This window comes from Escherichia sp. HH41S, from assembly GCF_009820115.1.
GTDB classification, from domain to species: domain Bacteria; phylum Pseudomonadota; class Gammaproteobacteria; order Enterobacterales; family Enterobacteriaceae; genus Escherichia; species Escherichia coli_F.
In genome coordinates this window covers 353,320-373,698 of the sequence record NZ_VNXE01000061.1, presented here as the reverse complement: position 1 = coordinate 373,698, position 20,379 = coordinate 353,320, and the positions used below count along the sequence as shown (strand labels likewise).

General features: G+C 53.0%; 17 protein-coding genes. 1 reads left to right on the top strand and 16 read right to left on the bottom strand.

The window, feature by feature from the left end:
- The first annotated feature begins 2 nt into the window (after positions 1 to 2).
- On the top strand, positions 3 to 197 hold the full coding sequence (gene yacG, locus FQZ95_RS11485; RefSeq protein ID WP_000005043.1) for a DNA gyrase inhibitor YacG: 195 nt from the start codon (positions 3 to 5) through the stop codon (positions 195 to 197).
- Between the two features lie 156 nt (positions 198 to 353).
- Here the strand turns inward: yacG and mutT are convergent, their stop codons facing one another.
- The 16 genes from mutT to ftsI all read right to left on the bottom strand — a co-directional run bounded on the left by mutT (position 354) and on the right by ftsI (position 20,373).
- Complete coding sequence (gene mutT, locus FQZ95_RS11480; protein WP_088541443.1) at positions 354 to 743, bottom strand: 8-oxo-dGTP diphosphatase MutT; 390 nt, start codon at positions 741 to 743, stop codon at positions 354 to 356.
- A 58-nt stretch (positions 744 to 801) separates the two neighbouring features.
- Positions 802 to 3,507 carry a preprotein translocase subunit SecA gene (secA, locus tag FQZ95_RS11475; RefSeq protein WP_000905777.1) on the bottom strand — a complete coding sequence of 902 codons (2,706 nt, stop codon included), beginning with the start codon at positions 3,505 to 3,507 and terminating at the stop codon, positions 802 to 804.
- Positions 3,508 to 3,568: 61 nt separating this feature from the next.
- Entirely contained in the window at positions 3,569 to 4,081 is a 513-nt protein-coding gene (secM, locus tag FQZ95_RS11470) for a secA translation cis-regulator SecM (protein WP_088541444.1), read from the bottom strand.
- Between the two features lie 230 nt (positions 4,082 to 4,311).
- Positions 4,312 to 5,229, bottom strand: coding sequence for a UDP-3-O-acyl-N-acetylglucosamine deacetylase (lpxC, locus tag FQZ95_RS11465; RefSeq protein WP_000595482.1), 918 nt, complete (start codon positions 5,227 to 5,229; stop codon positions 4,312 to 4,314).
- A 100-nt stretch (positions 5,230 to 5,329) separates the two neighbouring features.
- Positions 5,330 to 6,481: a cell division protein FtsZ gene (gene ftsZ, locus FQZ95_RS11460; RefSeq protein WP_000462776.1), complete on the bottom strand. Its 1,152-nt coding sequence runs from the start codon at positions 6,479 to 6,481 to the stop codon at positions 5,330 to 5,332.
- A gap of 60 nt (positions 6,482 to 6,541) precedes the next feature.
- Entirely contained in the window at positions 6,542 to 7,804 is a 1,263-nt protein-coding gene (gene ftsA, locus FQZ95_RS11455; RefSeq protein ID WP_000588474.1) for a cell division protein FtsA, read from the bottom strand.
- Positions 7,801 to 8,631: a cell division protein FtsQ gene (gene ftsQ, locus FQZ95_RS11450; RefSeq protein WP_000075744.1), complete on the bottom strand. Its 831-nt coding sequence runs from the start codon at positions 8,629 to 8,631 to the stop codon at positions 7,801 to 7,803. The genes ftsA and ftsQ overlap by 4 nt, the downstream gene beginning before the upstream one ends.
- 1 nt (position 8,632) lies before the next feature.
- Positions 8,633 to 9,553 (bottom strand): D-alanine--D-alanine ligase, encoded by a 921-nt coding sequence (gene ddlB, locus FQZ95_RS11445; protein ID WP_000130051.1) that lies wholly within the window; start codon positions 9,551 to 9,553, stop codon positions 8,633 to 8,635.
- Positions 9,546 to 11,021 carry a UDP-N-acetylmuramate--L-alanine ligase gene (gene murC, locus FQZ95_RS11440; protein WP_001096048.1) on the bottom strand — a complete coding sequence of 492 codons (1,476 nt, stop codon included), beginning with the start codon at positions 11,019 to 11,021 and terminating at the stop codon, positions 9,546 to 9,548. Before murC ends, ddlB begins: the two co-directional genes overlap by 8 nt.
- Positions 11,022 to 11,074: 53 nt before the next feature.
- On the bottom strand, positions 11,075 to 12,142 hold the full coding sequence (gene murG / locus FQZ95_RS11435; RefSeq protein ID WP_000016571.1) for an undecaprenyldiphospho-muramoylpentapeptide beta-N-acetylglucosaminyltransferase: 1,068 nt from the start codon (positions 12,140 to 12,142) through the stop codon (positions 11,075 to 11,077).
- Complete coding sequence (gene ftsW / locus FQZ95_RS11430; RefSeq protein ID WP_001295532.1) at positions 12,139 to 13,383, bottom strand: cell division protein FtsW; 1,245 nt, start codon at positions 13,381 to 13,383, stop codon at positions 12,139 to 12,141. The genes murG and ftsW overlap by 4 nt, the downstream gene beginning before the upstream one ends.
- The gene (gene murD, locus FQZ95_RS11425; protein WP_160530197.1) at positions 13,383 to 14,699 is read right to left on the bottom strand and encodes a UDP-N-acetylmuramoyl-L-alanine--D-glutamate ligase; all 1,317 of its coding nucleotides are present in this window, start codon (positions 14,697 to 14,699) and stop codon (positions 13,383 to 13,385) included. Before murD ends, ftsW begins: the two co-directional genes overlap by 1 nt.
- A 2-nt stretch (positions 14,700 to 14,701) precedes the next feature.
- The gene (gene mraY / locus FQZ95_RS11420; protein ID WP_000964131.1) at positions 14,702 to 15,784 is read right to left on the bottom strand and encodes a phospho-N-acetylmuramoyl-pentapeptide-transferase; all 1,083 of its coding nucleotides are present in this window, start codon (positions 15,782 to 15,784) and stop codon (positions 14,702 to 14,704) included.
- Positions 15,778 to 17,136: a UDP-N-acetylmuramoyl-tripeptide--D-alanyl-D-alanine ligase gene (murF, locus tag FQZ95_RS11415; RefSeq protein WP_160530196.1), complete on the bottom strand. Its 1,359-nt coding sequence runs from the start codon at positions 17,134 to 17,136 to the stop codon at positions 15,778 to 15,780. The genes mraY and murF overlap by 7 nt, the downstream gene beginning before the upstream one ends.
- Complete coding sequence (gene murE / locus FQZ95_RS11410) at positions 17,133 to 18,620, bottom strand: UDP-N-acetylmuramoyl-L-alanyl-D-glutamate--2,6-diaminopimelate ligase (protein WP_032183200.1); 1,488 nt, start codon at positions 18,618 to 18,620, stop codon at positions 17,133 to 17,135. The genes murF and murE overlap by 4 nt, the downstream gene beginning before the upstream one ends.
- A complete protein-coding gene (gene ftsI / locus FQZ95_RS11405) occupies positions 18,607 to 20,373 on the bottom strand; it encodes a peptidoglycan glycosyltransferase FtsI (RefSeq protein ID WP_000642212.1) in 1,767 nt (588 codons plus the stop codon). The genes murE and ftsI overlap by 14 nt, the downstream gene beginning before the upstream one ends.
- Between the last annotated feature and the right edge of the window lie 6 nt (positions 20,374 to 20,379).

Below are 20,379 nucleotides of genomic sequence, written 5' to 3'. Positions count from 1 at the left end.
AAATGTCAGAAACTATTACGGTGAATTGCCCAACCTGCGGGAAAACGGTGGTGTGGGGTGAAATCAGCCCGTTTCGGCCATTTTGTTCCAAACGTTGTCAGCTGATCGACCTAGGAGAATGGGCTGCTGAAGAAAAACGAATCCCCAGCAGTGGCGATCTTTCCGAAAGCGATGACTGGAGCGAAGAGCAGAAGTAATTGGGTGTAAAAGGTGAGATGTTGTCGGATGCAGCGCGAACGCCTTATCCGACCTGCAAGATCTTTTATATCAATGTGTTAAAAAATTGTAGGCCTGATAAGACGCGCCAGCGTCGCATCAGGCATCCAGTGTAAATGTTGGATGCCTTAACCGATCTACAGACACTTAAGCTTCGCAATTACCGGTTCATTGGCTGGCGGAAAATCATCTGCATTGAGGCTGGCCTGTGAAATCCACTCACTGGGCTGCCCTTCTTTACCCCACGGCTCCCCTTCCCAGCTTTCGACCAGCCAGAACCACAGTGTTATATGCCTGTCCGGGAATTCATATTCCAGTTTTTCAAATAGCGAATAATGTTGTGGGGTAATCCCGACTTCTTCCTGAAGTTCACGCACCACCGCCTGTTCCGGCGTTTCGCCCATTTCAATTTTACCGCCAGGAAACTCCAGTTTATTCGCCATGTGCGCATCTGCGGCGCGACGGGTTATAAAGATTTCATTGTTCTCGTTGCGAATAATACCTACCGCAATTTGCAGCTTTTTCATTGTCTTAAACCTATAAAAAAGGCGCAGAATCCTGCGCCTTTTACTTCAACTGTTAGCTTTATTGCAGGCGACCATGGCACTGCTTGTATTTTTTACCAGAACCGCACGGGCAAGGATCGTTACGTCCTACTTTGCGTTCACCGGTTTGCGCCGCCAGTGCAGCTGCGGCTGCAGAGTCGTCATCCTGATGGCTAAGCTGCTGCATTTGCGCTAAACGCTCGGCTTCCATACGACGCTGTTGTTCCAGCTCTTCAACCTCTTCAGGCATACGTACCTGGACTTTGCTCAGCGTGCTGATGACTTCATATTTCAGCGACTCCAGCATCGCTGCAAACATGGAGAACGATTCACGTTTGTATTCCTGCTTCGGATCTTTCTGTGCATAGCCACGCAGGTGGATACCTTGACGCAGATAATCCATCGCCGCCAGGTGCTCTTTCCACAGGGAGTCAAGCGTTTGCAGCATGACGCCTTTCTCGAAGTGACGCATCATCTCAGCGCCAACCACTTCTTCTTTACGCTGATACACTTCGATGGACTGCGCCAGAATACGCTCACGCAGCGTCTCTTCATGCAGTTCTGGCTCTTTGTCCAGCCACTCGGCAATCGGCAAATCGAGGTCGAAATCGTTCTTCAGACGTTCCTGCAGCCCCGGAATATCCCACATTTCTTCCAGCGACTGCGGCGGAATGTAGGCATCGATGGTCGCTTTGAACACATCTTCACGAATGCTGTTGATGGTATCGCTCACATCGCTGACATCCAGCAGTTCATTACGCTGGGAATAAATAGCGCGACGCTGATCGTTAGCCACGTCATCATATTCCAGCAGTTGCTTACGAATATCGAAGTTACGGCTTTCAACTTTACGCTGAGCGTTGGCAATCGCTTTGGTCACCCACGGGTGCTCGATGGCTTCGCCTGGTTTCATACCCAGTTTACGCATCATGCCGGAAACACGGTCAGAAGCAAAAATACGCATCAGCGCATCTTCCATCGACAGGTAGAAACGTGAAGAACCGGCATCCCCCTGGCGCCCAGAACGACCGCGTAGCTGGTTATCGATACGACGAGATTCGTGACGTTCTGTACCGATGATATGCAGACCACCTGCAGCCAGTACCGCATCGTGACGCACCTGCCAGTCGGCTTTGATTTTTTCAATTTGCTCTGCGGTCGGATTTTCCAGCGCGGCAACTTCTGCCTGCCAGCTACCACCGAGCACAATATCTGTACCACGACCCGCCATGTTAGTCGCGATAGTCACCGCCGCCGGATAACCCGCTTGTGCAACAATCGCTGCTTCGTTAGCGTGGAATTTGGCGTTCAGAACGTTGTGTTTGATACCGGCTTTGGTCAGCTCGTTTGACACCAATTCCGATTTTTCGATGGAGATAGTACCCACCAGCACTGGCTGGCCCTTCGCAGTACGCTCTTTGATATCTTCGATGATCGCCTGGATTTTTTCTGCTTCAGTCATATAGACCAGATCTGGCAGATCTTTACGAATCATCGGACGGTTGGTTGGAACAACAACGGTATCCAGTTTGTAGATTGAGCTAAATTCGAAAGCTTCGGTATCAGCAGTACCGGTCATGCCCGCCAGTTTTTCATACAAACGGAAGTAGTTCTGGAAGGTGATCGACGCCAGCGTCTGGTTTTCGTTCTGGATCTGTACTCCTTCTTTCGCTTCCACTGCCTGATGCAGGCCATCGGACCAACGACGTCCCTGCATGGTACGACCGGTGTGTTCGTCAACGATGATAACTTCACCATCTTTAACGATGTAGTCGACGTCTCGGGTAAACAGCGCATGAGCGCGCAGCGCCGCCGTTACGTGGTGCATCAGCATGATGTTGGCCGGAGAGTACAGAGACTCCCCTTCATCCATGATGCCTTCTTTCACCAGCAGTTCTTCAATCAGCACCAGACCACGTTCGGTCAGGTTCACCTGGCGAGATTTTTCGTCCACCGAGAAGTGGCCTTCGCCCTGGAAGGTTTCGGAGTCTTCTTTTTCCTGACGGATCAGGTGCGGAATAATTTTATTCACGCGTTTATACATTTCCGAGCTGTCTTCAGCCGGGCCGGAAATGATCAGCGGTGTACGCGCTTCATCGATGAGGATGGAGTCCACTTCGTCCACCAGCGCATAGTGCAGTTTACGTTGTACACGTTCTTCAGGGCTGAATGCCATGTTGTCGCGCAGGTAGTCAAAGCCGTATTCGTTGTTTGTACCGTAAGTGATGTCAGCTGCGTAAGCTTCGCGCTTTGCCGGTGCTGGCATGCCCGGCAAGTTGATGCCGACTGTCAGGCCAAGGAATTCAAACAGCGGACGGTTGTTTTCGGCGTCACGTTGCGCCAGGTAATCGTTGACGGTAACAACGTGTACCCCCTTACCGGTTAATGCGTTCAGGTAAGCAGGCAGCGTTGCGGTTAGGGTTTTACCTTCACCGGTACGCATTTCCGCGATGCAGCGTTCGTTAAGAACCATACCGCCGAGTAACTGAACGTCGAAGTGACGCATACCAAAGACGCGCTTACTTGCCTCACGCACCACAGCGAAAGCTTCTGGGATCAGATTTTCCAGCACTTCGCCTTTTTCCAGACGTGCACGAAACTCTGCGGTTTTCCCTTTCAGTTCTTCGTCGGAGAGTTTTTCCATCTCCGGTTCCATGGCATTGATGATGTTGACGACTTTGCGCATCCGGCGCAGGGTGCGATCGTTACGACTACCGAAAACTTTAGTTAATAATTTGATTAGCATAATAAAATCTCAAACGCCCCGCGTTGCGGAGTCAATAAAATGAAGTAAAGGTTTATTGTTGTTAGCTGAGGCGTTGAGGGCCAGCACGGATGCCTTGCGCCTGGCTTATCCAGACGGGCGTGCTGAATTTTGCTTGTGGGGTAAAATGCGCATAATCAATGCGATAACCCTTTTCAGACGGCGTGCCTTCCTGGGTCAACAGCGCGCTGAGCGTATCCAGTAATGCAAGATGTTGCGCCTGAAGAGACAAAGATTCTTCAGCAACGGGCAGCGTTTGCGGTGCCATTGCGAAGGAAAGATGACGGATTACCGTGCGAATGGCATGTTGATGCCAGTAATCAACGGAATAGTTCGAATTCGGGCGGCGCGTGTTCGCTTCCAGCATGGCCAATTGACCAAAGTTAACTTTGGCTGAAGGCTCGTGGTTGCGGGTTGTCGCTTTTGCGGGCGCGTTTGGTTCGGCGGCGTTGCTGAGCGCAGGCAAACCTAAACTCGCCGCGACCATCCCTAATAAGAGATGCGGCCAGAAGTAGCGTTTACCAAACTGTCGCCAGCGCGTCAGTATTCCACTCACGTTATTGCCATCCCGATCGTATTCAAACGTATTTAGCGCACAAATCTTATCATTAAAGCCTGAAGTCCACAGCACGAATGAAGATAAGTTGTGCGTAAAAGTGCTTAAGAAAACAGCGTTCGCACCGTTTTTTATCGTTCTTATAAAATTCAAAAAAAAACGACTGGTTCACCTGGCCGGAGAGAGTGCCAGATTTGCCAGTCGAATTTTATACGACAGTATAAATGTCGTTATGCCAGTACGGCTGAAGGCGCTTTGAAGGCCAACGGCAGTTCTGCGTCGTCCTGGAAGGTCACATATTCCCAGGCTTCCTGTTTTGCAAGGACAGCCTGCAGCAGTTTGTTATTCAGTGCATGACCAGATTTATAAGCGGTAAATGCACCAATAATATTGTGACCACACATGAACAAGTCACCGATCGCATCGAGCATTTTGTGACGCACAAATTCGTCTTCAAAACGCAGGCCGTCTTCGTTCAGTACGCGATAATCGTCAACAACGATGGCACAATCGAAGCTGCCGCCCAGGCACAAACCACGGGACTGCAGATATTCGATATCACGCATGAAACCGAACGTACGCGCACGGCTGATCTGGCGCATAAACGCATCAGCGGAGAAGTTCATCGCATAGCGCTGGTTGCTGGAATCAATAGCCGGATGGTTAAAATCGATGGTGAAATCCAGCGAAAAACCATTGTACGGCTTAAATTCAGCCCACTTATCGCCATCTTCGACACGAACAGTCTCTTTGATGCGAACAAATTTCTTGGCGCAGTTCAACTCGTCGATACCGGCGTCAAGCAGCAGGTATACAAACGGAGCGGCGCTGCCGTCCATGATCGGGATTTCCGGCGCGTTAACTTCGATAACAATGTTATCGATGCCCAGGCCCGCGAGAGCAGCATTGAGGTGCTCTACGGTTGAAATCCGTACATCATGCTCGTTGACCAGACACGTACAGAGCATGGTATCACGCACAGATTTGGCATCGGCCGGGAAATCTACCGGTGGATTCAAGTCGGTGCGACGATAGATGACCCCGGTGTTGGCCGGCGCAGGGCGTAACGTCAGGGTGACTTTCTTGCCGGTATGTAAACCGACACCCGTCGCCTGAACGATACGTTTAAGTGTCCTTTGTTTGATCATCGTATTATCTCGCCAAATTACCTATCCAACCGAAGTGTACTATACATTCGGCGGGCCAGTTTAGCACAAAGAGCCTCGAAACCCAAATTCCAGTCAATTCTTAATCAGCTTGCTTACGCAGGAATGCTGGGATATCCAGATAATCCGGCTCTTTCGCAGTTTGCGGTGCGTTGTCATTCACGACTTTAGCAACCGGTTTCTGCTCCTGAGTCAGCGGTGCCATCCCGTGCTGCTGGTAGCGATCCATCACTGGCTGCTGAACCTGCTTATTGGTCACCAGGGTGATTTCAGGACGTTTGTCCATACCGATACCTGTCGCAACAACGGTTACGCGCAGCTCGTCATTCATATCCGGGTCAAGAGAAGTACCGATAACGACAGTTGCGTTGTCGGATGCAAATGCACGGATGGTGTTACCTACCGTTTCGAACTCATCCAGACGCAGGTCGAAGCCCGCCGTGATGTTAACCAGCACGCCGCGCGCGCCAGACAGATCGATATCTTCCAGCAGCGGAGAGGAGATTGCCATTTCAGCAGCTTCTTCCGCACGGTCTTCGCCGCTCGCCACACCAGAACCCATCATTGCGTAGCCCATTTCAGACATTACGGTACGTACGTCTGCAAAGTCCACGTTCATCAGGCCTGGACGAGTAATCAGTTCAGCGATACCTTGCACAGCACCTTTCAGTACATCGTTCGCTGCGCCAAATGCATCCAGCAGGGAGATACCGCGGCCCAAGACTTTCAGCAGTTTGTCGTTAGGGATAGTGATCAGAGAGTCCACATGCTTGGACAGTTCAGTGATCCCCTGCTCAGCGAATGCCATACGCTTCTTGCCTTCAAAGTTGAAAGGCTTAGTCACGACAGCAACGGTCAGGATCCCCAAATCTTTTGCCACTTCAGCGACAACTGGTGCTGCACCAGTACCGGTACCACCACCCATACCCGCAGCAATAAAGACCATGTCTGCACCTTCCAGCGCCGCACGCAGTGCATCGCGATCCTCATCAGCCGCATTACGGCCAACTTCTGGATTTGCGCCAGCTCCCAGTCCTTTGGTGATACCGCTACCGATTTGAATCGTCTGTCCAACCGCTGTTTTACGCAGCGCTTGTGCATCGGTATTTACCGCGAAGAATTCAACACCTTCAATGCGCTCGCGCACCATGTGTTCAACAGCATTACCGCCGCCGCCGCCGACGCCGATGACTTTAATCACCGCGTCATTGGTAAGTTCCATTGGTTCAAACATAGTTTCTCTCCGATTTGTGCCTGTCGCCTGAGGCCGTAATTATCGTCGACCTCATAAAAATTAAAACTCTTTTCGCAGCCAACTATTGAGTCGCTTGATCCACGAGCCAACTGATGCTGTAACACGTTTTTCTACTTCAGCTTCACCGTTAAGATGTGACTCTTTCCCGTAGTGAAGCAATCCCACCGCCGTCGAATAATACGGCTCCTGAGCATAATCCGTTAAACCGGTAATGTTCAGCGGCGCGCCGATGCGCACCTGCGTATGAAACACGCGCTGAGCACAGGCTGCAAGACCTTCGATCTGCGCTGCGCCACCAGTTAAAACAATGCCTGCCGCCAGGTGATGTTTAACCCCTTGTTGGCGAAGCTTTTCCTGCAACTGCAATATCTCTTCGTTGACCAGGTTGAGCAGCTCGGTATAGCGCGGCTCGATCACCTCTGCCAGGGTCTGACGTTGCAGACTCCGCGGTGGACGACCGCCTACGCTAGGCACTTCCACGCTCTCATCTTTTCCAACGATGGAACCCAGTGCACAACCGTGGCGAACTTTAATCGCTTCGGCGTCGCTTGGCGGCGTGCCAAAGGCGTAAGCGATATCACTGGTCACGACATTGCCAGCATAAGGAATTACCTTAGTGTGGCGCAATGCCCCACCGGTATAAACGGCGATATCCATTGTACCACCACCGATATCGACGACGCAGACACCCAGTTCACGTTCATCTTCCGTCAATACCGAATAACTTGATGCCAGTCCGGCAAATATCAGTTGGTCAACTTTCAGCCCACAACGTTCAACCGCTTTGACGATGTTTTTCGCCATATCGTTGTGACATGTGATCAGGTGCACTTTTGCCTGCATCCGCACGCCCGAAAGTCCTACCGGATTCTTGATCCCTTCCTGATAGTCAATCGCATACTCTTGCGGGATCACATGCAGCACACGATGCTCATCGCGCACACGCACTGATTTCGCGGTATGGACGACGTTTTCCACATCTTCTTGCGTCACTTCTTCTTCAGAAATAGGCACCATACCAATTTCATTCTGGCAGCTGATGTGCTTACCAGAAAGCGCCAGATATACCGAAGAGATCTGACAATCTGCCATCAATTCTGCCTGGTCAATGGCGCGTTGTACGCACTTGACCACGGATTCGAGGTCGTTCACCCCGCCTTTATCCATACCACGCGACGGGCAGCTGCCCACGCCAATGATATTGACCATACCGTCGGGCAGAACTTCCCCTACTAAAGCGGCAACCTTCGCGGTACCAATCTCCAGTCCTACTACCAGTTTTCTGTCCGTCGCCTTGATCATTGTTGTTCTGCCTGTGCCTGATTTTGTTGCTGAGTAGATTCCTCTGGCGGCAAGGGCGCCCAGCCTACTGCCGCTCCAGAGTCATAACGCAAATCAACGTAGCTAATCCGTTTGCCATCGGTTTGCGCCTGCTGCTGTAAAACCGGATAAAGTTCTACAAAGCGAGCCAAACGTTTCATCGTATCGCCCCGGCCAAGATTGAGCTTAATATCGTTATTCAGCGTCAACTGCCAGGAACGCCGCGCGGTCATCGCCGCTTCCTTCAGAGTAAATCTGTCCTTTGCCAGCATCTGCCCCATTTCGCGATAGCCCTGCAACACTTCATTGGCGCTGCCTTCCGGGCCATACAGCATTGGAAGCACCTGCTTGCTGGTGCGATCTGGTGGTACGCTGAAAGTGTTTCCTTCCGCGTCTACCATATGTTGATCATTCCACCGCGCAATCGGCACATATTCAACCAGATGAATCTTCAATTCATCAGGCCACTGCTTTCTGACGCTCACCTGCTTAATCCACGGCAGGCGTTGTTCTATTTGCGTCTGGATGATGTTGACATCCTGGGTCATAAAGGTACCTGGCTCACCCAATGCCAGGATCGACTGCCGGATATCGTCATTACGCGTGTAATGGCGTTCACCGGTCAACACCAGCTTTGAGAGCGGCAGGCGTTGCGCATCTTCCATCCAGCCCAACACGACCCAGCCGCTCACCAACACTGTCGTTAAAACGGTCAGCAGGAAAAGGATCCCCGCCAGACGCGTTCCATTATTGCGGCGAGAAGAAACCTCTTCTTCGCTGTTTCGCGTGTTCAGAGCAGCCTGCGACATATTAGTCCGCCAGTTCCAGAATTCGTACTACCAACTGCGAGAAGCTCATACCTGCCTGACGTGCCGCCATCGGCACCAGGCTGTGGCTGGTCATACCCGGTGAGGTATTGGCCTCCAGCAGATAAAACTGTCCATCGCTGTCCAGCATAACGTCAATACGTCCCCATCCTTTGCAACCTAACGTCGTCCATGCTTTCAGCACTAATGCCTGCAAATTGGCCTCTTGTGACGCTTCCAGACCTGCGGGGCAGAAATACTGTGTCTCATCAGAGAGATACTTCGCCTCATAATCATAGAAGGTTCCGGCCGGTTGAATACGTATTGACGGTAAAATTTCTTCACCAAGTATCGCAACCGTGAACTCCGGCCCACTTAGCCATTTTTCAATCAATACTTCTTCATCGTGCTGAAATGCCAATCTTAATGCATCTTGTAGAGCATTTTCTGCTACTACTTTTGACATTCCCACACTGGAACCTTCGCGGCTCGGCTTAACGATAACCGGCAAACCTAAGGCAGAAATTTCTGCTAACTGCTTATCGCTCAGGCCTTTTTCAAACTCTGCGCGGGTTAATGCTACCCACGGCGCTACCGGTAAACCAGCGCCCTGCCAAAGCAATTTGCTGCGTAGTTTATCCATTGAAAGCGCAGATGCCATCACTCCGCTGCCGGTATAAGGCAAGCCCATCAGCTCGAGCATACCCTGCAGCGTGCCATCTTCACCGCCGCGACCATGTAGCGCGATAAACACTTTCTGAAAGCCCATCGACTTCAGTTGCGTCACGTCGACTTCTTTCGGGTCGACAGGATACGCGTCAATACCGCCTTCACGCAGCCCGGCTAACACCGCTGCACCAGAATTCAGAGAAACTTCCCGCTCAGCGGAGGTCCCGCCCAACAGGACCGCGATTTTATCAGTCATGTTGTTCTTCCTCCGGAGTTTGCGGCTTCAGTTTGATTTCAGCTAAAGAACGAGCAATTTTTCCGATATTACCGGCCCCCTGAACGAGAATCAGGTCGTTACCGGTTAATACTGGTGCTAGCATTTCGGCTACCTGCGCCGGGTCCGGCACCAGAATGGGATCAATTTTCCCACGTCCACGAATTGTGCGACACAGCGAACGGCTGTCCGCTCCCGGAATTGGCGCTTCGCCAGCCGGATACACTTCCAGCATCAACAGGGTATCAACCTGCGTCAGCACATTGGCGAAATCATCATACAGGTCGCGCGTACGGGTAAAACGGTGCGGCTGAAACAGCATTACCAGGTTTTTATCCGGCCAGCCTGCACGCGCCGCTTTAATGGTGGCATCCACTTCGGTCGGATGGTGACCGTAGTCATCAACCAGCATTGCCGTACCGCTTTTACCATTCACTGGCTCCAGCGGGAATTCACCGAGGAAATCAAAACGACGGCCTGTCCCCTGGAAACTCTCCAGCGCACGCAAAATAGCCTCGTCGTCAATCCCCTCTTCCGTGGCAACAGCGACCGCAGCTGCGGCATTCAGCGCGTTATGACGGCCTGGCGCATTCAGGGTAACGCGCATCGGCTCTTTGTCCTGGCGCAGCAGCGTAAAGTGCCCCTGCGGACCAATCTGCTGATAATCTTCTACACGCACGTCGGCATCTTCGCTGAAGCCGTAAGTCGTGGTCTGACGCCCCACACGCGGTAACAATTCGCGGATCACCGGATCATCTACACACATCACCGCACGACCGTAAAACGGCAGGTTGTGCAGAAAATTAATAAAGGTCTGTTTTAAATTCTCAAAGTCGCCCTGGTAGGTATCCATGTGGTCGGCTTCGATATTGGTGACAATCGCCACCATCGGTTGCAAATGGAGGAACGATGCATCGCTCTCATCCGCTTCGGCAATCAGGTATCGACCATGCCCCAAACGCGCATGAACACCCGCCGCTTTTACCAGCCCGCCGTTAACGAAGGTTGGGTCGAGCCCCGCTTCTGCGTAGATGCTGGAAACCATCGCGGTGGTTGTCGTTTTGCCGTGCGTTCCGGCAATGGCGATGCCATGACGAAAACGCATTAACTCAGCCAGCATTTCCGCGCGACGAATCACCGGAATACGCGCTTCATGAGCTGCGACAATTTCCGGGTTATCGGCAGAAATCGCGCTGGAAACAACGACCACACTGGCATCACGTACGTTTTCCGGGCGATGGTTGAAATAAATCGTCGCTCCCAGATTCATTAACTGTTGCGTGACCGGATTTGGCGCTAAATCGGAACCACTGATCTGATAACCTTCATTGGCCAGAACTTCGGCAATACCGCCCATACCGGCACCACCGATGCCGACAAAATGTATGTGCCGAACGCGACGCATTTCGGGCACGATGGAACGCAGTTTTGCCAATTGTTGTGTATTCATTCTTTACGCCATTAACTTCTTACATTCATACGATGCAAAAGGCATCGCTACAATTACGCCCGGGCAGCCCGGCTCACTTCATTTGCCACTCGCTCGGTGGCATCCGGAATGGATGCAGCACGGGCGCGTTCTGCCATGGTTAATAAGGTTTCTCGCGACCACCCGGCCAGGGTGTTGGCGACAGCATCCACAGTAAGCTGTGGCTGCTCGATAATTTTGGCTGCGCCCGCTTTTTCCAGCGGTAGCGCATTCCAGTATTGCTGGCGGTCTTTATGTTGAAACGGCACAAACAATGCCGGTAGCCCCGCTGCGGCAATTTCACTCACCGTTAACGCACCGGAGCGGCAAACGACGACATCCGCCCACGCATACGCCGCCGCCATATCATCAATAAATTCCGTCACTTTATGCTGCGGTTGCCCCGCTTCCGCATACGCCTGTTCAACGGATTGTTGCGAACCTTTGCCGCTCTGATGCCAGATAGTGACTGAATCACCCAGTTTCGCAGCAACCTGCGGCATTGTCTGGTTAAGAATGCGTGCGCCCTGGGAACCACCCACTACCAACACACGAACCGGACCTTCACGTCCAGCCAAACGTTGCTGTGGCAACGGCAGCGCCAGCACATCGGTACGCACCGGGTTACCCACCACTTCCGCATTAGGGAAAGCGCCTGGAAACGCCTGCATCACTTTGGTGGCAATCTTCGCCAGCCATTTATTGGTTAAGCCCGCAATACCGTTTTGTTCATGAAGTACAACCGGAATGCCTAACGACCACGCTGCCAGTCCACCTGGACCTGATACGTAGCCGCCCATACCGAGCACCACATCAGGTTTGAACGCTTTCATAATCGCCCGTGCCTGACGCCAGGCGTTAAAAATACGCAGAGGCGCAGCTAACAGTGCTTTTATACCTTTACCACGCAGACCAGAGATACGAATGAAATCAATTTCGATGCCATGTTTTGGCACTAAGTCCGCTTCCATACGGTCGGCAGTCCCCAGCCAGCGAACTTGCCAACCCTGAGCCATTAGATGGTGCGCAACCGCCAGTCCCGGGAACACATGTCCACCGGTTCCGCCGGCCATCACCATTAATCGCTTTCCTTGACCACTCATCGTGAACCTCGTACAAACGCCTGCGCTTTCTCCAGACGCGTTTCATAATCAATACGCAACAGCATCATGATGGCTGTCGACATAATCAGTAAGCTCGAACCACCGTAACTGATCAGCGGCAATGTCAGACCTTTGGTCGGTAACATCCCCGCTGCCGCGCCTACGTTAACCAGTGCCTGGAAACTAAACCAGATGCCAATGGAACAGGCGAGAAAACCGGAAAAACGATGGTCAATTTCTAATGCTTTACGGCCAATCGACATCGCACGAAAAGCGACGAAGAATACCATTAAAAGTGCCAGCACCACACCGACATACCCCAGTTCTTCGCCGATAATGGCGAAAATAAAGTCAGTGTGTGCTTCCGGCAGATACTCCAGTTTTTGAACCGAGTTACCTAAACCTTGCCCCCACAGTTCGCCGCGACCAAACGCCATCAGCGATTGCGTTAACTGATAGCCGCTACCAAAGGGATCTTCCCACGGATTCCAGAATGCGGTAACACGGCGGATACGGTACGGTTCGGCGAGGATCAGTAACACAACCGCTGAAATCCCCATGCCGATAATGGCAATGAACTGCCACAATTTCGCCCCCGCCAGGAACAACATCGCCAGCGTGGTCACAAACAGCACCACCACCGTACCAAGGTCTGGCTGTGCCAGCAGTAACACTGCCAACACCAAAATCACGCCCATCGGTTTCAAGAAGCCGCGCAGGTTATTACGCACTTCGTCGCCTTTACGCACCAGATAGTTGGCGATATAGCAAAACAGCGACAGTTTTGTCAGCTCCGCAGGCTGGATACGCAGCAAGCCGAGATCGATCCAACGCGATGCCCCTTTAACAGAGCTACCCACTACCAGAACGATCATCAACAGGATGATTGAACCGAGTAGCATCGTAGCGCTGTAACGTTGCCAGAACTCCATCGGCAGACGCAGCGTAATGATCGCCAGAATGAACGCCAGGATCAGGTAGACGCCATCACGCTTAGCGAAGAAAAAGGGATCGTTAGTCAAGCGTTGTCCGATAGGCATTGATGCGGACGTCACCATGATAAAGCCGATCGCCGCGAGGCCGAAGGTCAGCCACAGTAAGGTGCGATCGTACATGATCAGGCTGTCGGTATCTTTTTCCCGCGAGCCCATCACCCAGCCCTTTAGCGCCGTGGAGATCCAGACCAGGATACTGAATCCTGGCAGGCGCGGCATTTTCAGGCGAGGGAGAGATAAACGCATCAACCTAACTCCTTCGCCAGACGGGCAAACTCATTGCCTCGTTGTTCAAAGTTCTTGAATTGATCAAGGCTGGCACAGGCCGGGGAGAGCAGAACCATATCTCCTGGTTGAACACGCGGAGCCAGCAAGCGCATCGCCTGTTCCATGGTTTCGGTTTGTTCTGCCACTTCCGGGCGCAGTGCCGCCAGCTGTGCGCCGTCACGACCGAAACAATACAAACGTACGTTATCGCCATTCAGGTAACGTGCCAGCGGACTAAAGTCCGCCGATTTACCATCGCCGCCCAGCAACAAATGCAGCGTGCCATCTACGTGCAGGCCATTGAGCGCCGCTTCCGTACTGCCGACATTGGTCGCTTTCGAGTCGTTAATCCAGCGCACACCGTTATGTTCCAGCACCACTTCAAAGCGATGCGGTAGACCAGTGAACGTAGTTAACGCTTTCAGGCTACTGGCGCGTGGCAAACCAGCTGCGTCTGCCAGAGCCAGTGCCGCCAGCGCATTGGTGTAGTTATGCTGACCGGAAAGTTTCATCTCTTTCACGTTCAACACTTTCTCGCCTTTCACCCGCAGCCAGGTTTCACCCTGCTGATGATTCAAGTGATAGTCGCCCATATTGATACCAAAGCTAACGCAACGTTCATCCGCACCACGAATCGGCATTGTTAAGGCATCATCAGCATTAACCACGCAAACTTTCGCATTTTCATAAATGCGCAGTTTTGCCGCACGATACTGCTGTAAACCAAATGGATAGCGATCCATATGATCTTCTGTCACGTTCAGAATGGTCGCTGCCACCGCCTGTAAACTGGAGGTGGTTTCCAGCTGGAAGCTCGACAGCTCGAGCACGTACAGTTCGCACTCAGCATCCAACAGCATCAACGCGGGCAGGCCAATGTTGCCACCCACGCCAACGTTAACGCCCGCCGCTTTCGCCATTTCACCCACTAGTGTGGTGACCGTGCTTTTGCCATTAGAACCGGTGATCGCCACGATTGGTGCTTGTGCTTCACGACAGAACAGTTCGATATCGCCAACAATTTCGATTCCGGCATCAGCGGCAGCGCTTAAGGAAGGATGCGCCAATGCAATGCCGGGACTGGCGACGATCAGATCAGCCGCCATCAGCCAGTCGTCATTAAGACCGCCCGTGTGGCGTTCTACGGCTTCGGGTAATTTATCCAGGCCAGGCGGTGTCATACGCGTATCCATAACGCGCGGCGTCACACCGCGAGCGAGGAAAAAGTCCACGCAAGAAAGCCCGGTGAGGCCCAGGCCGATAATGACGACATTTTTACCCTGGTAATCAGCCATGATTAACGTACCTTCAGCGTTGCCAGACCAATCAGGACCAGCATCAGCGAAATAATCCAGAAACGTACAATGACGCGCGGTTCCGGCCAGCCTTTCAGTTCATAGTGGTGATGAATCGGTGCCATGCGGAAAATACGTTGTCCGCGCAGTTTAAAGGAGCCGACCTGCAAAATAACCGACAGAGTTTCAACGACAAACACGCCGCCCATAATCACCAGCAGGAATTCCTGACGCAGCAGTACGGCGATAATGCCCAGCGCGCCACCTAACGCCAGCGAACCTACATCGCCCATAAAGACCTGCGCCGGATAGGTGTTAAACCACAAGAAGCCCAGCCCTGCCCCGACTATCGCGGTACAGACAATGACCAGTTCCCCGGCGTGTCGCAGATACGGTATGTGTAAATAGCTGGCAAAATTCATGTTGCCGGTTGCCCATGCCACCAGCGCAAAACCACCGGCGACGAATACAGTCGGCATAATCGCCAGGCCATCAAGACCATCGGTCAGGTTTACCGCGTTGCCGGTGCCCACAATGACGAAGTAAGCCAGCAGAATGTAGAACAGCCCCAACTGCGGCATCACATCTTTAAAGAACGGGACCACCAGCTGCGTTGCAGGCGTGTCTTTCCCGGCAAGGTACAAAGCAAAAGCAACACCCAGCGCAATAACCGACATCCAGAAATACTTCCAGCGAGCAATCAACCCCTTGGTGTCTTTACGCACCACTTTGCGATAGTCATCAACGAAGCCAATAACACCGTAACCGACCAGCACGACCAACACGCACCAGACATACGGGTTGGACGGGTATGCCCACAGCAGCACGGAGATCACAATCGCTGTCAGGATCATAATCCCGCCCATAGTCGGCGTACCGCGCTTGCTGAAGTGTGATTCAGGACCGTCGTTACGCACCACCTGACCAAAGGAGAGTTTTTGTAAATGAGCAATCATGCGCGGGCCCATCCACAATGAGATGAACAGCGCAGTCAGCAGGCTGACGATGGCGCGAAACGTCAGATAGGAAAAGACGTTAAAGCCGGAATAATATTTGACCAAATGTTCGGCCAGCCAAACTAACATGTCCCATTCTCCTGTAAAGCGCGTACTACCTCTTCCATGGCAGCACTACGTGAACCCTTAACTAAAATTGTAATTACCTGTTGCTCAGCAATCAGTGATTTAAGACGTGTGATAAGCGCAGTTTTATCGGCAAAATGTTCACCAACGCCGCTGGCGGTACTGATAGCATGGCTTTGTTTACCCACACTTAACACGCGGTCAATACCCGCCGCCTTCGCCGCTTCGCCCACCTGTACATGGCAGGCCTCGCTTTCAGCGCCCAGTTCCGCCATATCGCCCACCACCAGCACACGGTAGCCCGGCATTTCAGCCAGTACCTGAACAGCGGCGGTCATGGAGCCGACGTTAGCGTTGTAGGAGTCGTCGAGCAGCAACTGATTTTCCGCCAGTTGAATGGGGAACAGACGGCCAGGAACAGCTTTCAGATTTGCCAGCCCCGCTTTAATAGCATCAAGCGTTGCGCCCACGGACATGGAGAGCGCAGCGGCTGCCAGAGCATTCGCAATATTGTGACGCCCCGGCAACGGCAGCAGAACATCGACGCTACCCGTTGGGGTTTGCAGCGTAAATTCCGTACCGTGCGAGGTCACGTGGATATTGGTGGCGGTGAAATCGCTGTTGTTAGCATTCGGTGAGAAGCGCCACACTTTGCGTGAGCCAATCACACTCTGCCAGTTCAGCCAGTCGTTGTTGTCGGCATTCATAATGGCGATACCGTTTTCCGGCAGGCCGCTAAAGATTTCACCTTTCGCTTTCGCGACACCCGCAAGCGAGCCAAAACCTTCCAGATGCGCCGCTGCCAGGTTGTTGACCAGCGCCGCTTCCGGGCGAGTCAGACTCACAGTCCAGGCAATTTCGCCCTGATGGTTCGCGCCAAGTTCAATTACTGCGTAATCGTACTCTGGCGTTAAGCGCAACAGCGTCATCGGTACACCGATGTCGTTGTTGAGATTGCCTGCCGTATAAAGCGTGTTGCCACACTGGCTTAAAATCGCTGCCGTCATCTCTTTAACGGAGGTTTTGCCGGAGGAACCGGTCAGAGCAACCACGCGCGCCGGAACTTGCTGGCGAACCCATGCAGCCAGTTCACCAAACGCCAGACGAGTATCCTTGACGATTACCTGCGGCAGATCGATATCCAGCGGACGGCTAACCAGTAGTGCCCCCGCACCGCCAGCTTTCGCCTGTTCAGCAAAATCATGGGCATCGAAACGTTCGCCTTTCAGGGCAACAAACAGGCAGCCCGGCGTCAGTTTTCGCGTGTCAGTGGTTACAGCATCAAGGGTAATATCTGCACCTTGCAGTTCACCGTTGAGAATATCGGTAAGTTGGCTAAGGGTTACGCTAATCATGCAATCACCCCCAGCAGACGCGCCACCGTGACACGATCGGAGTAGTCCAGACGCTGATTGCCAACAATCTGGTAATCCTCATGACCTTTGCCCGCGACCAGTACCACATCATTCTCTTTAGCCTGCATAACGGCGCAAGTCACCGCTTCAGCACGGCCTTCCATCACTTTGGCATGTCCGGCATCTAACATTCCCGCCAGAATATCGTTGATGATAGCGCGCGGTTCTTCGGTACGCGGGTTATCGTCCGTTACCACCGCCACGTCAGCAAATTCTTCCGCAATCGCGCCCATCAGTGGACGCTTACCTTTATCGCGATCGCCACCACAGCCAAAGACGCACCACAGCTTGCCTGCACAGTGAAGACGTGCAGCCTGCAAGGCTTTTTCCAATGCATCCGGCGTATGCGCGTAATCCACCACCACCGTTGGTTTGCCAGGCGCAGTGAACACTTCCATACGCCCGCAGACGGGCTGCAGACGAGCAGCGGTTTTCAGCAGATCAGCCAGTGGATAGCCCAGCGCCAGCAGCGTCGCCAGCGCCAGCAGCAGGTTGCTGACGTTAAAAGCGCCCATCAGATGGCTTTCAATTTCGCCATCGCCCCAGCTTGAGCTAAAGCGAATAGTCGCACCGCTGTCGTGATAGTTCACTTCAGTCGCTTTCAACCAGCGTCCGTGACAGTTCGGATTGATATGACCTTCCATTGATACCGCAACCGCGTCCGGCAGTTTTGCCAGCCAGCGGCGGCCCACTTCATCGTCGGCGTTAATAATCGCCTGACCGCAATGATGCTCAGAATAAAGCAGCCATTTCGCCGCTTCGTAGTGTTCCATATCACCATGGTAATCAAGGTGATCGCGGCTCAAGTTGGTAAAGACTGACGCCGCAAATTTCAATGCCGCCACACGGTGCTGTACCAGCCCGTGGGAGGAAACTTCCATTGCGCAAAAAGTCGCGCCCTGATCCACCAGCCCCGCCAGCTCATGCTGAACATCGACTGCCGAACCGGTGGTATTTTCTGTCGGGATCACTTTTCCCAGCAGGCCGTTACCAACGGTGCCCATTACCGCGCTGGTTTCGCCAAGCAGTTGGCTCCACTGCGCCAACAGCTGGGTAGTCGTGGTTTTGCCGTTGGTGCCCGTTACGCCCACGAGACGTAAATTGTCAGAGGGTTCATGGTAAAAGCGGCCCGCCAGTGCAGATAAACGCTCATTGAGCTGGCTGAGATAGATGACTGGTACGCCGTGCATTTCACGGATTTCACCGTCGGTCGCCTCATCTTTCGCCTCTGCAATAATGGCAGCCACACCTTGCGCTATCGCCTGCGGGATATATCGACGCCCGTCCGCCTGATGACCTACTACAGCTACAAAGAGATCGCCCGCCGCAGCCACACGGCTGTCGAGTGTCATCTCTCGCAGTGCTCGCGAAGGTGCGTCTGGCACCCACGGAGCAAGAAGGTCGCGCAAATTACGATCTGCCACCTGTCCCCTCGCCTTGATTAATCACAAATTCATTTTTATCACCCGTTGTCAGCGCATCCGGCTCGATGTTCATGGTACGCAATACGCCGCCCATGATGGCACCAAAGACCGGCGCGGAAACGGCGCCGCCGTAGTATTTACCCGCCTGCGGATCGTTGATAACAACAACCAGCGCGAAGCGCGGCTGACTCGCAGGCGCAACGCCTGCGGTATAAGCAATATATTTATTGATGTAGCGACCGTCCGGCCCGACCTTTTTCGCGGTACCGGTTTTAATGGCGATACGATAGCCTTTAATCGCCGCCTTCACGCCGCCGCCGCCCGGTAGCGCCACGCTTTCCATCATATGCACTACGGTGCGAACAATGGATTCCGGGAAGACACGTTCACCGGGAACCGGGGGGTCAACTTTGGTAATCGACAGTGGGCGATAAATGCCGTAGCTGCCGATAGTTGCGTAGACTCGCGCTAACTGTAACGGTGTTACCATTAGCCCGTAGCCGAAAGAGAAGGTGGCCCTCTCTATGTCAGACCACCGTTGTTTTTGAGGATATAAGCCACTGCGTTCTCCGACCAACCCCAAATTGGTCGCTTTTCCCAGTCCAAAACGTGAGTAAGTATCTACTAACGCTGAGGACGGCATCGCTAACGCCAGTTTGGAAACACCGACGTTACTCGACTTCTGTAATACCCCGGTCAGGGTTAATTCGCTGTAGCGTGCCACGTCTTTGATTTCGTGGCCATTAATCCGATAAGGAACGGTATTCAGTACCGAGTTTTCTCGCACCACGCCACGTTGCAACGCGGTCATCACCACCATCGGTTTGACCGTTGAGCCAGGTTCAAACACGTCGGTGATGGTACGGTTACGCATCGCCTCTTTCGGCGTGCCACTCAGATTGTTTGGGTTGTATGACGGGCTGTTAGCCATCGCCAACACTTCACCGGTGTTGACATCCACCAGCACGGCACTACCGGATTCAGCCTTGTTAAAGGCCACCGCGTTATTCAGTTCGCGATAAACCAGCGCCTGCAGGCGTTCATCAATACTCAACGCCAGGTTGTGTGCCGCCTGACTGTCGGTGGAAGAGATATCTTCAATTACGCGACCATAGCGGTCTTTACGCACAATGCGCTCGCCAGGCTGCCCGGTAAGCCATTTATCGAAACTCTTCTCGACGCCCTCAATCCCCTGACTATCGACGTTAGTAAAGCCGATGAGGTGAGCGGTCACTTCGCCAGACGGATAGTAACGGCGAGATTCTTCACGTAGATGAATCCCCGGCAGCTTCAGTTTTTTGATGTACTCTGCCATGTCAGGGTTTACCTGACGCGCCAGATAAATAAAGCGCCCTTTCGGGTTAGCGTTAATGCGAGCTGAGAGCTGATCCAATGGAATGTTGAGCGCGTTAGCCAACGCCTTCCAGCGGTCACCGACGCTGATACCACCAGCGTCATGCACCTCTTTCGGGTCAGCCCAAATCGCTTTTACCGGCACGCTCACCGCTAACGGGCGACCAGAACGGTCAGTAATCATGCCGCGGGAGGTGGAAACTTGCTGAACGCGAAGAGAACGCATGTCGCCCTCTTTTACCAGCATATCCGGGGAGATAACTTGTAACCACGCTACGCGTCCGAGCAGAAAAGCCAGCGCCAGGAGAATACAGCCGCATAACAACGCAAAACGCCAACTGATAAAGTTGGCATGTTCTTCCTGACGTTTTGGTTTCTGCGTTTTCGCCGCTGCTTTCATGCGTCG

What these genes read in the sequence shown, in the direction of transcription:
- secA (WP_000905777.1), bottom strand. Translation starts at nt 3,507, where the DNA reads ATGCTAATCAAATTATTAACTAAAGTTTTCGGTAGTCGTAACGATCGC.
- ddlB (WP_000130051.1), bottom strand. Translation starts at nt 9,553, where the DNA reads ATGACTGATAAAATCGCGGTCCTGTTGGGCGGGACCTCCGCTGAGCGG.
- murF (WP_160530196.1), bottom strand. Translation starts at nt 17,136, where the DNA reads ATGATTAGCGTAACCCTTAGCCAACTTACCGATATTCTCAACGGTGAA.
- murD (WP_160530197.1), bottom strand. Translation starts at nt 14,699, where the DNA reads ATGGCTGATTACCAGGGTAAAAATGTCGTCATTATCGGCCTGGGCCTC.
- ftsQ (WP_000075744.1), bottom strand. Translation starts at nt 8,631, where the DNA reads ATGTCGCAGGCTGCTCTGAACACGCGAAACAGCGAAGAAGAGGTTTCT.
- mutT (WP_088541443.1), bottom strand. Translation starts at nt 743, where the DNA reads ATGAAAAAGCTGCAAATTGCGGTAGGTATTATTCGCAACGAGAACAAT.
- murC (WP_001096048.1), bottom strand. Translation starts at nt 11,021, where the DNA reads ATGAATACACAACAATTGGCAAAACTGCGTTCCATCGTGCCCGAAATG.
- ftsW (WP_001295532.1), bottom strand. Translation starts at nt 13,383, where the DNA reads ATGCGTTTATCTCTCCCTCGCCTGAAAATGCCGCGCCTGCCAGGATTC.
- ftsI (WP_000642212.1), bottom strand. Translation starts at nt 20,373, where the DNA reads ATGAAAGCAGCGGCGAAAACGCAGAAACCAAAACGTCAGGAAGAACAT.
- yacG (WP_000005043.1), top strand. Translation starts at nt 3, where the DNA reads ATGTCAGAAACTATTACGGTGAATTGCCCAACCTGCGGGAAAACGGTG.
- lpxC (WP_000595482.1), bottom strand. Translation starts at nt 5,229, where the DNA reads ATGATCAAACAAAGGACACTTAAACGTATCGTTCAGGCGACGGGTGTC.
- mraY (WP_000964131.1), bottom strand. Translation starts at nt 15,784, where the DNA reads ATGTTAGTTTGGCTGGCCGAACATTTGGTCAAATATTATTCCGGCTTT.
- ftsA (WP_000588474.1), bottom strand. Translation starts at nt 7,804, where the DNA reads ATGATCAAGGCGACGGACAGAAAACTGGTAGTAGGACTGGAGATTGGT.
- ftsZ (WP_000462776.1), bottom strand. Translation starts at nt 6,481, where the DNA reads ATGTTTGAACCAATGGAACTTACCAATGACGCGGTGATTAAAGTCATC.
- murG (WP_000016571.1), bottom strand. Translation starts at nt 12,142, where the DNA reads ATGAGTGGTCAAGGAAAGCGATTAATGGTGATGGCCGGCGGAACCGGT.